This window comes from Vibrio sp. 10N.286.49.B3, from assembly GCF_002873395.1.
GTDB lineage: Bacteria > Pseudomonadota > Gammaproteobacteria > Enterobacterales > Vibrionaceae > Vibrio.
In genome coordinates, this window is the sequence record NZ_MCUV01000035.1 from 74251 (window position 1) to 89344 (window position 15094).

Here is a 15094-nt window from a genome sequence, read left to right on the forward strand (position 1 = left end):
GCTGGGTTGGTCTCACTCATCTCTCACCATGAGTTTATATTCTGGCTATCTAGCTACTAATTAACCTAGTAAGCTTAATGCTGCATTTGGCGCTTGCTTAGCTTGCGCTAAGATAGAGCTTGATGCTTGAGATAGAATCTGTGATTTAGTCATCGCTGTTGTTTCTTTAGCGAAGTCGGTATCTTTAATACGACTCTTAGATGCACTTACATTTTCGTTGATGTTGTCTAAGTTATTAATCGTGTGATCAAAACGGTTTTGAATCGCACCAAGCTCAGCACGATGACTGTCGACATATTTTAATGCTGTATCGATAATCGCTACCGATTCTTGAGCACCACCTGCAGAAGTTACATCGATGTTATTCACTGTAACCGCTTGTGCTGGCCCCATATTTAGGTCACTAGCTAGAGAGCCAGAGAAAGCAATATCTGAAGAAGCTTTATTCTCACCCGCATAAATTTGCAGAGCACCGTTTTCATTAACTGATGCCTGAATATCATCCGTTTGACCATTAATGTAAGTGGCTAATTGCTCAATATCGTCACCTTCTTTTGCGGTGATAGTAATCGATTGTGCCACGCCATCAGCATCATCAAAAGCCATGGTAATTTCTTGAGTACCAGCTTCAACTGCCCAATTAGCATCTTTTTCAGAACCAGCTAAGTAAGAGCTACCACCCATTTCTTCAGTATCAGAACGGATGTTTTTCAACTCCATGATAACTGCTTCACCAGCGTCAGCACCGATTTGGAAAGATTGAGTACCGTATGTACCATTTAGTAATTTATTACCACCAAATGATGTTGTTTCAGCAATTCGGTTTAATTCATTGTTTAGTGCTGTTACTTCTTCTTGAATCGCAACACGTTCTGATTTGGAGTTTGAACCATTAGCTGATTGTAATGAAAGGTCACGCATACGTTGTAGTATGTTTGTTGTTTCATTCATTGCACCTTCAGCTGTTTGTGCAATAGAAATACCGTCATTCGCATTACGTACAGCAACATCTAAGCCTCGACTTTGAACATTCAAACGATTTGAAATTTGTAAGCCTGCCGCATCATCTTTAGCACTGTTAATTTTAGAGCCAGAAGATAGACGTTCCATCGATGTTTGTTGTGCGTTGTTCGCGTTGTTTAGGTAACGCTGAGCAGTCATCGCGGATACATTAGTATTTACATTTACAGCCATGGTGATTTCTCCAATTGATTTTTCGTTGGTGCGGTTTTCGACGTCTCGAAAAACCAAGTAGTTCTCTCAAAGTTATTTCTATTAACGGCTCATAATTTAAATCCTTTAGCTTTTTTTCGCTTTTTTCTAAAAAAATTTCCTAAAAACCTTATTTTGATTAAATAGAATAAAAAAACGAAAATAAGCACGATTTAGCCTAAAGATTTAATCTATGCCGTCGATAACCCTCAGTTAAAGTGTATAAAATCGCGAATAAAGCCTGCGATTAGCTCTAACCTAACAAGGTTAACGCAAGGTTAGGCGCTTGCTTTGCCTGAGCTAAAATTGAGGTACTCACCTGCTGTAAAATTTGCTGCTTAACCATTTGAGCCGTTTCTTTAGCATAATCGGTATCGGAGATACGACTTTTCGATGTGGCTAAATTTTCATGGACATTATCGAGATTATTAATCGCATGATTAAATCTATTTTGATAGGCACCTAATTCAGAACGGTGGCTATCAACATATTTCATTGCAGTATCTAAGATAGCAACGGCTCTTTGCGCACCACCGGCTTGAGTAATATCAATTTGATTTACTGACTCATATTGCCCTCCACTCATCGATAACTCATCAGCAAGGCTGCCATGAAAGCTAATCGTTCCTGAAGTTTCATTGCCCGCCATAAAGACCTGCAACTGACCATGCTCATTTACCGATGCTGAAACGGCCTCTGTTTGACCGTTAATATAGGTCGCTAATTGCTCAATATCATCGCCAGCTTTAGCTTCAATATTAATGCTTTGAGCTTGACCAAACTGATCGGTATACGACATGGATAGTTGTGTATTATTCGCGACCGACCAATTATTATCGGCTGAGTAACCAGCGGTATAACTAAAGCCGCCCATCGCTAAGCTGTCAGTACGTAAATTTTTCAACTCAACTTGTACAGCTTCACCAGAACTGGCACCAATTTGAAAAGCAGATTGTCCAAAACTGCCATTGAGTAATTTACGCCCACCAAAAGAGGTCGTTTCAGCAATGCGATTCAGCTCGTCATTCAATGCTGTCACTTCTTCCTGTAAAGCTATCCGTTCTGCTGAGCTATTAGAGCCATTGGCTGACTGCAAAGACAAATCACGCATACGCTGCATGATATTCGTCGATTCATTCATGGCACCTTCAGCGGTCTGTAGAATAGAGATACCGTCATTAGCATTACGTACTGCCACATCCAAACCACGCATTTGCGCTTCCAAGCGGTTTGATATCTGCAACCCAGCAGCATCATCTTTCGCACTATTGATACGACTTCCCGACGCCAACCTTTCTAAAGATTGATTAAGCATTCCTGTCGCATTGCTTAAGTTGCGTTGAGCAATCAGGGCTGAAACATTCGTATTCACTGTAATAGCCATGCACGTGTATTCCTAAAATAGAGGGGCTATTTATTATCGGCAATGGGCAGAATAACTTTACTAGCAATAAAAAAGGCGCCTCATTGGGCACCTTTAATATTCTCGCCTCTACAAAATGAGGCAAATGAGCAAGTGTAAATAAATTACTTCACACTTAGCGCTGCTAATAACTGGGTTGATGGAGCAAAGAAGTACGCCCCTGTTACAGCATGAGTAAAACGCAGCATCTGATCGGTTTTACCATCACTGATACCATACATACTCTCCAACATAGCAGTAAAGTTATGCAGAGTTTGGCAGTAAGCAATGAATAATAGCCCGTGTTCACCGCTTGCACTTCCATACGGTAAGCTATGTCGAACAATTTTCAGACCTTTGCCATTTTCTTTTAAGTCCACACGTCCAACATGCGATGCTGCTGGTACATCGTCTAGCTCTATCGAGTCAGGCTTTGTTCTACCAATAACCTTCTCTTGAGCCTTAACACCAAGTCGATTCCATGCCGGTAAATCATGTATGAAACGCTGCACCATCACATAACTACCACCTGCGTAGTCGCCACCTGGGATAAGGGCAACTTCTTGACGCTGCACCTCTTTCGGGTTCTCTGTACCATCAATAAAGTCCGTCATATCACGAGAATCAAGGTATCGGTAACCGTAAGTTTCATCGACGACTTCAATTGAGTCAGAGAGTTCACTTAATAACTTTCTTAATACATAAAAGTGCAGATCATGACGTGTCGAGTGGCAGTGGATTAAAACATCAACATCACTAGCAGGGGCGCGAACATCACCGGTAGCTAATTCAGGGAAGTCGATCAACTCGCTTGGCATAGGTTGAGCTAAGTGTGCCCAAAATGATTTAGTCAATGCGATGGATAAGGTTAAGTTGGCTTCAGGTTGCGACTCGTTCAACGAGTTAACCAGCTCAGGAAGTACCTGTAACTCTGTTAATACCTGTTGAACATTTTTTGTTACTTTAATTTGAGTATAAAGGGCGAAAGGACCTGCTTCTGGAAGAATCGCCGATTGAGGAGAGAACATAACTTATAAATCCTTTATCTGTTTTTATTCACTGTAATGAAAATCTACTATTAAAAACATTATACCCATTCATCTCATTAACTGTTTAGATAAATGTATAAAATCTAACAGACTTAAATAGTCATGATTTTGCTGATACTTCTACTGGGATTTTAAAACAATCTTGCGCTAAGCGACTATTGGTTAGGTAAAGAATAAACCACAACATTAACACTAATGACAGCGCATTGGACCAACGAAAGGCACCGTTATCTAGATAAATAAAATAACAAGTTTGCATAACCTCTAAGGCAATTAAACTTAAAGTAATACCACGTGCCCAACTGCAAATTTGATTGATCCATTTTCGATCTGGGTTACGCAACCCTGAGATCCACATGAGAAGTAAACTCGGTGTACCAATAATTAATCCTAAATAGAGCATCTTATGATCTGGATACACTATTGATAAGATCTGTGTGCCACTATCTCGACTCGCTCCAGCGACGATAAATACCACCCAAGCCTTAGCAAGCAATAACCATCCTGCCCATATAAGGTATGGAATTTTCAAAAAACCATCTTGGTTATACTGTTCAAATGAGTAACGCACAATTTATCACTTTAGTTATTGTCTATTTTAGCGCTTTAACTTACCTTGTTTTACTAGCCTTTGTAAAATGAGTACGGTAACAAAATCACCATGAAATCTGCAAAATTAGTTCCATCAATAGAGAGTCAACAAGAAGCGATGAAAGTTGCGAAAGCTACGCAAAAACCAGGTCAAACTAAGGAGCAAACTCGCCTTATTGCCCAAGGGATTGAAAAAGGGATTGCTCTATATAAAAAGCAACATAAAGAGAAACAGCGCCAAGCGGATAAGGTACGTAAAAAGAATATCAAGCAGCGTGAAAAAGAACCGTCAATCGATGTTGATGAGCACAACTATACTGCATCAGAGAGTTCACCTTCTAAAGCGTACTTACCGTGGGGTTTGTTAGTCGCGAGTTGGGTAGGATTTGTTGCTTATATTACTTTGAACTAGAGCTAGCAATGGGCAACGCTGTCCATTGCTATTTTTCTCATCACATCTGAATGGGTGTTCAGGATCTTTCGCCACGCGATGAGGGCATAAAAAATGAGAGAACTAAAAACCTAAGCTAATAGCAATATCACCTTCTCGTTCAATAACCCATTGGCTATCAAATGGTCCCCAATCAGATAACTGGTAATAACCATCATTATGACGACGACCATCTTGAACAAACATCAATTCAATACCAATGCCTGGCAAAGCCTTCAAAACATCTTGAATCGTACGACGTGGCCATCCCGTTTTTTCAATTAGTTTAGGCACATTTGGTCGCTCAAGACTCTCGACCAATAAAGCTAAATATAAACGCCTGGCGAAAACTGGACTCAATTCCATTGATATCTCTCCTTAAATAAACTTTATCCATTATTTCTTTTTTTGCCTTTGATATGTTGAGGAGGATCAATAAGTCGCTTTATCTCAAGGATTTATGCTCGTTTTTAGCTATTAAAATTAATTTACGTTCTGATTTTGTTTGTGCCCAGCTTCCTGATAGGATTCATTGATAGATGATCAAAAAAAAAAGAGTCATCATTATCACTCAATAAAGGAAGGTAAAATGCCTATCATCATGTACGGAATTCCAAATTGCGATACGATAAAAAAAGCGAAAAAATGGTTACAAGATAATGAAATTGACTTTGAATTTCATGATTATCGTAAGCAGGGTATCAGTGAAGAGATGGTGCGCACCTTTTGTCATCAATTAGGTTGGGAGCAAGTGCTTAATAAACGCGGCACCACTTACCGTAAACTAAGCCAAGAACAAAAAGATAGCCTTGATGAAGCAACGGCTATCGCACTGCTCGTCGAGCAACCGGCAATGATAAAGCGCCCTATTCTGCTTTCTAATGATCGCTACATCATTGGTTTTAAAGCTGATCTATACCAAGATTATTTCGCTCAATAGTTTGATCTATTTTTCAATTTTATATAAATAAAGGACACTCAAGGATGGCAACAGATAGCCCAGTATTAGCGTTAGCGAAAGATTTAATTCGCCGCCAATCAGTGACACCAGAAGACGCGGGATGCCAAGAAATGATGATTCGTCGTTTAGAAGCGATCGGATTTACTGTTGAAGTAATGGTATTTGAAGATACGACTAACTTTTGGGCTCGTCGCGGCACTCAAGCACCATTGTTTACGTTTGCAGGTCATACTGATGTAGTACCATCTGGACCAGTAGAGCAGTGGCATACCCCTCCTTTTGAGCCAACTGTTATTGATGGCGTGTTATACGGTCGAGGGGCCGCGGACATGAAAGGTTCGCTAGCTTCAATGCTTGTTGCTGTTGAACGCTTTGTTGCACAACACCCTGATCATGAAGGTTCAATTGGCTTCTTAATCACATCCGATGAAGAAGGTCCATTTATCAATGGTACGGTTCGCGTCGTTGAAACGCTGATGGCTCGCAATGAGATGATCGATATGTGTATTGTCGGTGAGCCATCAAGTACTGAGTTTGTTGGCGATATCGTAAAAAATGGTCGCCGTGGCTCAATTACCGGTGATTTATGTATTAAAGGGATTCAAGGTCATGTGGCGTATCCACATTTAGCGAGCAATCCTATTCACCACTCACTGCTTGCTATCCATGAACTCACCACAACAGTATGGGATGAAGGAAATGATTTCTTCCCACCAACAAGCTTCCAAATTCCAAACTTGAGTGCGGGTACTGGTGCATCTAACGTGATCCCTGGAGAGTTTAATGTTCAGTTCAATATGCGTTTTAGTACTGAGCTAAACAATGAAAGCATTATGCAGCGCGTGTCGAAAATTTTAGATTCACACCAGCTAAATTACGAACTGAATTGGACATTCAATGGCGACCCATTCTTAACGGCTGAAGGCTCTTTGCTTGATGCTGTGGTGAAAGGTGTCTCTAGCGTTACCCAACAAAAACCCGCTTTATTAACCACAGGTGGTACATCTGATGGTCGCTTTATTGCCCGTATGCAAGGTCAAGTCGTCGAGCTCGGACCTATCAATGCCACTATCCATAAAGTGAATGAGTGCGTTAATGTTGATGACCTAGAAAAATTAACCGATATGTACCAACAAACACTCGTTGAACTTCTTACTCAATAGGAACATCATGACCCCTGAGCAGCTTACTGGACAAAATAACCAGCATCTATCCCCTTTGCGTATTGGACAAAAGTGGTTTGATATTCATAGTGAGGTACATACTGACTTAATCCGTTTAATCGAAGCTGCTCATCTCGCTGGATTTGAATGTTATATTGCCAGTGGCTTTCGTGATTTTGATCGTCAACAAATAATTTGGGAGCGGAAGTTCTCAGGTCAAAGCCGTTTGTTAGATAGCCAAAGTCAGCCCTTAGAGAGCCACTTATTATCCTCAGAAGAAAAAATGTGGGCAATTTTACGCTGGTCGGCTTTGCCTGGTGGGAGTCGTCATCACTGGGGAACCGATTTTGACCTTTATGCTGCCAACCATTTACCAAGTGGACAATCATTGCAACTGGAGCCTTGGGAGTATTTATCTGGTCACCAGCACACTTTCTATCGCTGGCTAGTAAAAAATGCACCGGATTTTGGCTTCTACTTTCCTTATGACCAAGACCGTGGTGGTGTTGCCATTGAACCTTGGCATATCAGTCATAAGGCGATAGCAACTCAATGTATGCAAGCACTTAGCCTAGACATTTTATATCAACAGCTACTGAAAAAATCTTTTATCGGTCAGGCTACTGTATTAAAACATTTAGACACCATCTATACTCGTTATGTAACTAATATTTCCCTTTAGGAGTTTGTATGGCTTTCCTCACCAATCCATGGGTTATTTGCTTTATCGTCGTCAGTGTCATTGTGGGTAATATTGCTGCTTTAAAATACACGGCAAATATGAACTTTGGTCAGGGTAAGACCCCTCATAAAAGAAAAGATGACCTAGCAAAGTTAACTGCGCTAGATAAGCAAAACAAGATACAAAAAAAATAAGGAACCAATTAAAGGTTCCCTATTTCAATACTGTCACTCATGACTGAACGCTATGGTTTATTACTGTTCAACCACGGCGGATAAAACCGGAACCATTGATTTTAGTAATGCTTCTTCAACCGGCTTTCCGTTTGAGTCGGTAACATTAATTGATGTGCGGTTACCCAGATCACCAAATAGGAAGGTGTAAGTCCCACTCGCTAAGTCCATTGGTTTAACACCAACTGAATCCCAAAACTCATCATCAGGCGTAGCATATGTCGCTTTTAGTGTCCCTTGTGATTGGTTGCGCTCGTCGATAGTAAAGCCCATATTCGGCAATAAATCCGGTAGGCGTTGCCACAATAGATCATATTGAGTACGAGCAATAATCACAGGGAAACCACTACGATCTCGTCCCATGCTAATTGGGATCTGCTTAACTAACTCTTGTGCACGTAACCTTGCTTCATCACGTAAATTTTGATCGTATTTTGCTGTAACAAGATTGGTCATCAGTGCGTTATAGCGTTCTTTATTGGTAAAAGAAACCTCTTTAACTTCACTACCTTCTCGCCAATCAATTAAGTTAATTTTAAAACCATAACGGTTGTTAGCGCTGAAACGTGAAATATCATAGCGACTTCCAATCGTGACATCTTCATCCTCTGCTTTCCATAGCACCCAATCTGTTGCGACATGGTCTGTGCTTTGCTCAACCAAGCCGACATCAATGTTTTCCAACATATCCATTGCCGTTTGCCAAACACTATCAACTTCACTTTCTTGCAGTAACCATAGCGTCACTTCGCCATTTTTCACTTCAGAACGAGCACCTGGAATCAAGTCTAATACCTGTTGAGGAGGACGAATATCGACTGTTTTGCCTACACCACCAGCAAAGTTACCTTGAGGAATGTCATAATTAGGATAAAGCTCTGGCTCTGCGCCTTGTGGAAAGCTCCAAGCTTCAAACTCTGGGGTATTTAAATATTCAAAATCATCCTTTGCTTGACGACGCTGTGACGGATCCCCTGAACAAGCTGCAAGCATAAAAACAGCTAGCGAACTAACTACTAGCTGATGAGAAAATTTCATTTCAACTCCTAACGTACCGAAAGTATTATCTTCCGGTACTATAAATTATAGATCTAATCAATACACGCTTCAGTTATTGCTTGAGCAACAATCGGGCACGCTGACTCTGATAGCTCAGTTAATGGAAGGCGTAGATTACCGTGAGCAATTAAACCTAATTTGTGAGCTGCCCACTTGACAGGAATAGGGCTTGACTCAATAAATAGATTTTTGTGCAATGTCATCAGACGCTGGTTAATAATTTCAGCTTCTTCGAACTGCCCTTCACTTGCTAGGCGGAACATCGTTGCCATATCAGCGGCAGCAATATTGTTGGTAACAGAAATAACGCCCTGACCACCACGCTTAACAAACTCTAGACCTGTACCATCATCACCACTTAGTAAGATAAAATCTTCGCCACAAAGTTCACGATGAATAGCAACACGGCTTAAATCACCCGTCGCATCTTTCAACGCAACGATATTATCAATTTTCGCTAAACGAGCAACGGTTTCTGGCAATAGATCAACACCTGTACGACCAGGAACATTGTATAGAATTTGTGGTACATCACTCACTTCAGCAATGGCTTTGTAATGCTGATATAAGCCTTCTTGCGTTGGTTTGTTATAATATGGCGTCACACTTAAACAAGCGACAATACCTGAGTTATTCAGCAAACGACTAAACGTCACTGACTCATGAGTTGCATTCGCTCCTGTGCCTGCAATTACAGGGATACGCCCAGCAGCAAATTCAACCACTTTATGAACGACTTTTACATGCTCTTCAATCGTTAGCGTTGCAGATTCACCCGTCGTACCTACCGCAACAATACCATCGGTACCTGACTTAATATGATATTCAACTAACTTTTTCAAGCTATCAAAGTCGACTTCACCATCTAATGTAAATGGGGTTAACAACGCAACAATACTTCCTGAAAACATGTCTATCTCCGTAATTTAATTCTTCTTGCATGGTACTGTAATGCACTCAATGAACACAAGATATATCACCACTTACCCTGTAGTGATAGTCACTTATTCTTCACACTTAAAGTTTGTGTCAATTGTTGATAATAAAAACTATTCCCTGCGATATGCAAGTCATAGATACATTGAACCAAAATAGCAATTATCACTGTAAAAACCAATAACCAAGCGCCTATTCATTGCATGAACTGTGCTACGATAGACATCAATTATGGATAAATTAAGTGATATTATGACTCAACATCTAGTAATCACAGCTGTAGGTTCGGATAGACCCGGTATTGGTAACCAGATCATTCGCCTTGTTACTCAATCTGGCTGCAATATTGTCGACAGTCGTATCGCCATCTTCGGCAATGAATTCACGATCATTATGCTGTTATCTGGCAATACCAATAGCATAACCCGAGTCGAAACAACATTACCCTTACTTGGGCAGGAGCACGAACTCATCACTATGATGAAACGTACTTCAAAGCACGAGTCTCTTAGTCATCATTATACGATTGAAGTTATCGTTGAATCGGATGATAAAGTGGGGCTAACGGAGAAATTTAGCCACTTCTTCGCTGATCGTAAAATTGGTATTTCATCACTCAGTGCCCAGACGATTGATAAATTAAAAATTCAACAATCTCACGACCAATTTCATATTCACTTAACCGCAATGGCCTCAAGTGACTGTGACATGCAACAACTGCACAATGAATTTGATGCACTTTGCTGTCATTTAGGCGTTAAAGGGATACTCAAGAGCCTGCCAAGCACACTCTAAAGCAGCCTCACTTTAATTACTTAGCAACTCATGATATTTGATTGAGTTGCTGATCGATGAATTATGACTTAGCGGTTAAATAATCAAGAACCACTTCATGGTGGTCCTTCGTTTTGAACTTGTTAAACACATGCTCAAGTTTGCCTTCTTCATCAATCAAAAAAGACGTTCTAACCACACCCATGCTCTCACGTCCCATAAACTTCTTCAGTTGCCAAACACCGTAAGACTCGCAAAGGCTATGCTCTTCATCAGCCAGCAACGTAAAGTTCAGTTCTTGTTTATTGGTGAAATTTGTTAGCTTTTTAGGCGTATCAGGGCTTACCCCCATCACGACCACATTGAGTTTTTCAAGCTCAGCTTTACTGTCTCTTAATGCGCATGCTTGTACGGTACAACCGGGTGTTGAAGCTCGTGGGTAAAAATACAACAAAACTTTTTTCCCTAAGTAATCACTTAATGTCACTTCTACACTATTTTGATCAAGTCGTGTAAACGTCGGTGCATGACTGCCAATCTCTAACATAACATTATCCTTTTTATTCAATGTATCAATCACAAGCTTTTGACTTTTCGAGCGATTCACTGCTCGGCAAAGCATTCCATACCGCTTTAACTAGTGTCGCAAGAGGGATAGCAAAAAATACGCCCCAGAAGCCCCATAAACCACCAAAGACTAACACTGAAACAATAATCGCTACAGGGTGTAGATTAACCGCTTCAGAAAAAAGTATCGGTACTAAAAGATTACCATCAAGCGCTTGGATAATCCCATAAGCAATTAATAGTGAATAGAATTGTGGAGTCAATCCCCATTGAAAAAGCGCAACAATAGCAATGGGGACCGTTACCGCTGCAGCACCAATGTAAGGGATTAAAACAGAAAGCCCAACCGCTACAGCAAGAAGTGCAGAGTAGCGTAAGTCAAAGATTGCAAACGTCGCATAACTGACTGAACCGACAATCAGTATCTCCAGTACCTTACCGCGAATATAGTTTGAAATTTGTTGATTCATTTCACGCCAAACCTGAGTAGAAAGTCGGCGGTTTTTCGGCAAAACACCACTTGCCATATCAAGCATCTCTTCTTTATCTTTTAACAAAAAGAAGATAAGCATCGGTACTAAAATAAGATAAACACCTAAAGTAGCCAGACTGACTAATGAAGCCAGCGAGCCTTTCACGACACTCTCCCCCATACCAACCACTTTATTTTTAGCATTAGAGGCGAGAGTTTCAACGATTTGTAAGTTAGCCAATTCAGGGTAACGCTCAGGAATTGATATCATGAATGTTTGCAAGCCGGCATACATATTAGGTATATCGTTGATAAGGTTACCGACTTGAGTCCATATCGTAGGGACTAATCCAAATAAAGCAAAAAAAGCCAAACTGAGAAAAACGATAATAACCAACATAACTGCCAACGTCCTTGGCACTCCTAGACGCTGGATTTGCAACACAGGCCATTCGAGTAAATAAGCAAGCACTATAGCCACTAGCAAAGGGGCAATTAGGTGACCAAAAAAGTAAATGGTAATAAAACCAATAAATAATGTGGCAACTAAGCTGACTGCATGTGGATCTGAAAAACGTCGTTTGTACCAACTATTCATCATGTCAAGCATATGACTGAAATCCCTATTTAATAATATGGAGTACGTAAAAATCTAAGTGCTTTTGACTCTCGACTAGAAAAGAGTTAGAGCGCAAAAACGTGATAATATCTTGCATTGAGACAACATCAACGATATGAATATAAAGACACTCGCCAGGTTCTAGCTGTACACTATGACGCTTTGCTAACAGCAGAGCCATCGGACAACGTTCTTGGCGTAAATCAATAACTTTTATCGTCATTTTAAGCTCAATATAAAAGTGATGATCCATTGTAATGCTTTTTAACTACTGAGCCAGCTTTTCTATAGTTTTATAACTCACTAAAGCCATAGTTTTATCGTTCATTACACCAAGAGATTAAAAGTCGTAAGATCACACCTTAGATTGTAAATAAATATTAACTCGAACCAACTGTTTATTAGTTTGTCTTACTAATCAGAAGAACATGGAGTATCACTGATTTATTATGTTTAAACGCACTCGCTCTCTGATTGCCCTTTGTGTAGCAACATCAATCGCTATACCACTACCAAGCTTCGCCAATAATCAAATTGATCTTCCAGATATTGGAACAGCGGCTGGTGCCACGCTCACTATTGACCAAGAGCTAGTTTATGGTGATGCTTATATGCGAATGATCCGCAGTAGCTCACCTATCATCAGCGACCCTGTATTAAATGAGTATATTGATACTCTAGGTCATCGATTAGTGGCGAATGCTGATGATGTTAAAACCCCTTTTACCTTTTTTATGATCCAAGATCGCAATATTAATGCCTTTGCTTTTTTTGGTGGCTATGTTGCCTTACATTCAGGTCTTTTTTTACATGCCCGTACTGAAAGTGAATTAGCCTCTGTCGTAGCTCATGAGATCGCTCACGTAACGCAACGTCACTTAGCTCGCAGTATGGAATCTCAAGCACGCCGATCACCCGCAACGCTAGCTGCACTTGTTGGAGGGTTACTCCTAGCGATTGCTTCACCTGAAGCGGGGATTGCGGCAATTACAGCGGCAACGGCTGGTTCAATGCAAGGTCAGATAAACTACACTCGCAGCAATGAAAAAGAAGCCGATCGATTTGGTATAAATACCTTGGCAAAATCAGGCTTTGATGTTCAAGCTATGCCAACATTTTTTAGCCGTTTAGCCGATGAGTATCGTTACGCCAGCACGCCGCCTCCAATGTTATTAACTCACCCTTTGCCAGAAGACCGTATTACTGACAGTCGTGAGCGTGCACGCCATTATCCACCACTGCGCATCATGCCTTCTATCGATTACCATCTCGCAAGAGCAAAAATTGTCGCCCGTTTTACCGGTATCGATAGCGCAGCTGCACTAGATTGGTTTGAGCGTACTGCTAAAAGAGCCTCGACAACGATTTTACCTTCCTTTGAATATGGTAAAGCGCTAGTTTATCTAGATACTAACCAGCTAGATAAAGCTCAAGGGATTTTAGAGACCCTTGTTAGTAATGACCCTTATAACCATTTTTATTTAGATGCCATCTCGGATGTTTATATCGCCCAAGGCACACCAGAGATCGCCACTAAATTGCTAAAAGATGCACTAAAGAGAGCACCGCATAATTCCGTATTAACCATCAATTATGCCAATAGCTTAATCGAGGGTGAGAAAATAGAAGAAGCGGTACGCATACTACAGCGCTACACTCACGATAACCCTAATGATACCAATGGTTGGTATTTACTCTCTCAAGCCAATATTCGTTTAGGTGTCAGTGATGAAGATCTCGCCGCTCGAGCAGAGTTGCTTGCTCTGAGCGCCAATTGGAACAAAGCGATTCAATACTATACTCAAGCGAGTCAAATAGCAGAGCTCGGCAGCCTAAAACAAGCACGTTATGACGCTAGGATCGATCAGCTTATGCTGCAAAGAAATCGCTTCCTAGCACTACAATAATAAATATACGTTTTTGTCAGCAGATATAAAAAGGAGACATGATGTCCGTTACTATTTATCACAACCCTAAGTGTTCAAAAAGCCGTCAGACCCTAGCTTTACTCGAAGAAAATGGGGTAAAGCCTGAAGTTCATCTTTATCTAAAGCAACCTTTAAGCTTGCTAGAACTGAAAGATTTATTTTCAAAATTAGGCTTTGAGTCAGTTCGCGAGATGATGCGAATCAAAGATACGCTTTATAAAGAGTTAGAATTAGATGCAGCAACGGTAACAGAAGCGCAATTATTTACAGCTATCGCCAATAATTCAGCCCTACTTGAACGCCCTATTGTTGTGGCGAATAACCAAGCTAAAGTGGGTCGCCCGCCAGAGCAAGTGCTGGAGATTATCTAAGCTATAAACCATCGTGCCTACACCGTCTCATCAGTGTTGAAAGGTAGGCATGGTGTAGTCTGCGTAAAGAGAAAGAGATATGGATATCGAGCAAGTGGCAATAAGGGATTGGAATGTTAAAGCAAAAATCAGACTATCATGCAATGGCAGCAGGTACTAAGCGATGGCGTATATTCGCTCTCTCAAGTCATTTATGTTTACTTGTATGGGTCATTTTATGGCAAAGCATGTTATCGCCACACCCTCACCTCGATCAATGGATAGTAACTATCGCTTGGTCTATCCCACTATTGCTACCCTTACCAGGGATAGTGCAAGGTAAACCTTATACCCATGCTTGGGGTAACTTCGTACTGATGCTTTACTTTCTTCACGCATTAACCATTATTTATATTAATGGTGGTGAACGCTTAATCGCTGCCATCGAGTTATTACTAACGAGTGGTGCTTTTATTGGCAATATTTTATTTGCCCGCCTGCGAGGAAAAGAGTTAGGTCTACACCTTAAACGACTTTCTGAAGTAGAAAAGCACGAGAAAGCTCAATTCTCTCCTCCGCAAAGCTAATATCAGTAAATAATGGGGGATTCTAGATTTCTAAAGCTCTTGATAAAAAAAGAGTTATCACGAAAATGATAACTCTTTT

19 protein-coding genes are annotated in these 15094 nt (G+C 40.7%); 9 read left to right on the top strand and 10 right to left on the bottom strand.

Annotation, left to right across the window (positions count from 1 at the left end):
* Positions 1–60: 60 nt before the first annotated feature.
* The 4 genes from BCU68_RS12545 to BCU68_RS12560 form a co-directional block, all read right to left on the bottom strand.
* A complete protein-coding gene (locus BCU68_RS12545; protein WP_102565088.1) occupies positions 61–1194 on the bottom strand; it encodes a flagellin in 1134 nt (377 codons plus the stop codon).
* Positions 1195–1465: 271 nt separating this feature from the next.
* Positions 1466–2596: a flagellin gene (locus tag BCU68_RS12550; protein WP_102565089.1), complete on the bottom strand. Its 1131-nt coding sequence runs from the start codon at positions 2594–2596 to the stop codon at positions 1466–1468.
* A 143-nt stretch (positions 2597–2739) separates the two neighbouring features.
* The gene (locus tag BCU68_RS12555; protein ID WP_102565090.1) at positions 2740–3642 is read right to left on the bottom strand and encodes a Dyp-type peroxidase; all 903 of its coding nucleotides are present in this window, start codon (positions 3640–3642) and stop codon (positions 2740–2742) included.
* A gap of 121 nt (positions 3643–3763) precedes the next feature.
* Complete coding sequence (locus tag BCU68_RS12560) at positions 3764–4234, bottom strand: DUF2919 domain-containing protein (protein ID WP_102565091.1); 471 nt, start codon at positions 4232–4234, stop codon at positions 3764–3766.
* A 90-nt stretch (positions 4235–4324) separates the two neighbouring features.
* On the opposite strand from BCU68_RS12560, the gene BCU68_RS12565 reads away from it, so the two are divergent.
* Positions 4325–4666, top strand: a complete 342-nt coding sequence (locus BCU68_RS12565) for a DUF2956 domain-containing protein (RefSeq protein ID WP_102565092.1) — start codon at positions 4325–4327, stop codon at positions 4664–4666.
* Positions 4667–4768: 102 nt separating this feature from the next.
* On the opposite strand, the gene BCU68_RS12570 is transcribed toward BCU68_RS12565, so the two are convergent.
* The gene (locus tag BCU68_RS12570; protein ID WP_102565093.1) at positions 4769–5050 is read right to left on the bottom strand and encodes a helix-turn-helix domain-containing protein; all 282 of its coding nucleotides are present in this window, start codon (positions 5048–5050) and stop codon (positions 4769–4771) included.
* A gap of 223 nt (positions 5051–5273) precedes the next feature.
* On the opposite strand from BCU68_RS12570, the gene BCU68_RS12575 reads away from it, so the two are divergent.
* From BCU68_RS12575 to BCU68_RS12590, 4 genes are read left to right on the top strand one after another with little or no spacing between them, the layout of a single operon-like run.
* The gene (locus tag BCU68_RS12575) at positions 5274–5624 is read left to right on the top strand and encodes an ArsC family reductase (protein WP_102565094.1); all 351 of its coding nucleotides are present in this window, start codon (positions 5274–5276) and stop codon (positions 5622–5624) included.
* Between the two features lie 44 nt (positions 5625–5668).
* Positions 5669–6808: a succinyl-diaminopimelate desuccinylase gene (gene dapE, locus BCU68_RS12580; protein ID WP_102565095.1), complete on the top strand. Its 1140-nt coding sequence runs from the start codon at positions 5669–5671 to the stop codon at positions 6806–6808.
* 7 nt (positions 6809–6815) lie between these two features.
* Positions 6816–7490, top strand: coding sequence for a M15 family metallopeptidase (locus BCU68_RS12585; protein ID WP_102565096.1), 675 nt, complete (start codon positions 6816–6818; stop codon positions 7488–7490).
* 8 nt (positions 7491–7498) lie between these two features.
* Positions 7499–7684, top strand: a complete 186-nt coding sequence (locus BCU68_RS12590; protein WP_102565097.1) for a DUF2897 family protein — start codon at positions 7499–7501, stop codon at positions 7682–7684.
* Positions 7685–7744: 60 nt separating this feature from the next.
* Here the strand turns inward: BCU68_RS12590 and bamC are convergent, their stop codons facing one another.
* A complete protein-coding gene (gene bamC / locus BCU68_RS12595) occupies positions 7745–8761 on the bottom strand; it encodes an outer membrane protein assembly factor BamC (RefSeq protein WP_102565098.1) in 1017 nt (338 codons plus the stop codon).
* Between the two features lie 53 nt (positions 8762–8814).
* Positions 8815–9693, bottom strand: coding sequence for a 4-hydroxy-tetrahydrodipicolinate synthase (gene dapA / locus BCU68_RS12600; RefSeq protein ID WP_102565099.1), 879 nt, complete (start codon positions 9691–9693; stop codon positions 8815–8817).
* Positions 9694–9970: 277 nt separating this feature from the next.
* Here dapA and BCU68_RS12605 point away from each other — a divergent pair, with 277 nt between their 5' ends.
* A complete protein-coding gene (locus BCU68_RS12605; RefSeq protein ID WP_102565321.1) occupies positions 9971–10513 on the top strand; it encodes an ACT domain-containing protein in 543 nt (180 codons plus the stop codon).
* A gap of 61 nt (positions 10514–10574) precedes the next feature.
* On the opposite strand, the gene bcp is transcribed toward BCU68_RS12605, so the two are convergent.
* The 3 genes from bcp to BCU68_RS12620 are packed head-to-tail and all read right to left on the bottom strand — an operon-like array spanning position 10575 to position 12373.
* Complete coding sequence (gene bcp / locus BCU68_RS12610) at positions 10575–11039, bottom strand: thioredoxin-dependent thiol peroxidase (protein ID WP_102565100.1); 465 nt, start codon at positions 11037–11039, stop codon at positions 10575–10577.
* A 25-nt stretch (positions 11040–11064) separates the two neighbouring features.
* On the bottom strand, positions 11065–12141 hold the full coding sequence (locus BCU68_RS12615) for an AI-2E family transporter (RefSeq protein ID WP_102565101.1): 1077 nt from the start codon (positions 12139–12141) through the stop codon (positions 11065–11067).
* A gap of 13 nt (positions 12142–12154) precedes the next feature.
* Positions 12155–12373 carry a sulfurtransferase TusA family protein gene (locus BCU68_RS12620; protein WP_102565322.1) on the bottom strand — a complete coding sequence of 73 codons (219 nt, stop codon included), beginning with the start codon at positions 12371–12373 and terminating at the stop codon, positions 12155–12157.
* Between the two features lie 226 nt (positions 12374–12599).
* On the opposite strand from BCU68_RS12620, the gene BCU68_RS12625 reads away from it, so the two are divergent.
* From BCU68_RS12625 to BCU68_RS12635, 3 genes are all read left to right on the top strand, one after another.
* Positions 12600–14057, top strand: coding sequence for a M48 family metallopeptidase (locus tag BCU68_RS12625; protein WP_102565102.1), 1458 nt, complete (start codon positions 12600–12602; stop codon positions 14055–14057).
* 41 nt (positions 14058–14098) lie between these two features.
* A complete protein-coding gene (gene arsC, locus BCU68_RS12630; protein WP_102565103.1) occupies positions 14099–14449 on the top strand; it encodes an arsenate reductase (glutaredoxin) in 351 nt (116 codons plus the stop codon).
* A gap of 113 nt (positions 14450–14562) precedes the next feature.
* Entirely contained in the window at positions 14563–15015 is a 453-nt protein-coding gene (locus BCU68_RS12635) for a DUF2069 domain-containing protein (RefSeq protein WP_102565104.1), read from the top strand.
* Positions 15016–15094 lie beyond the last annotated feature (79 nt).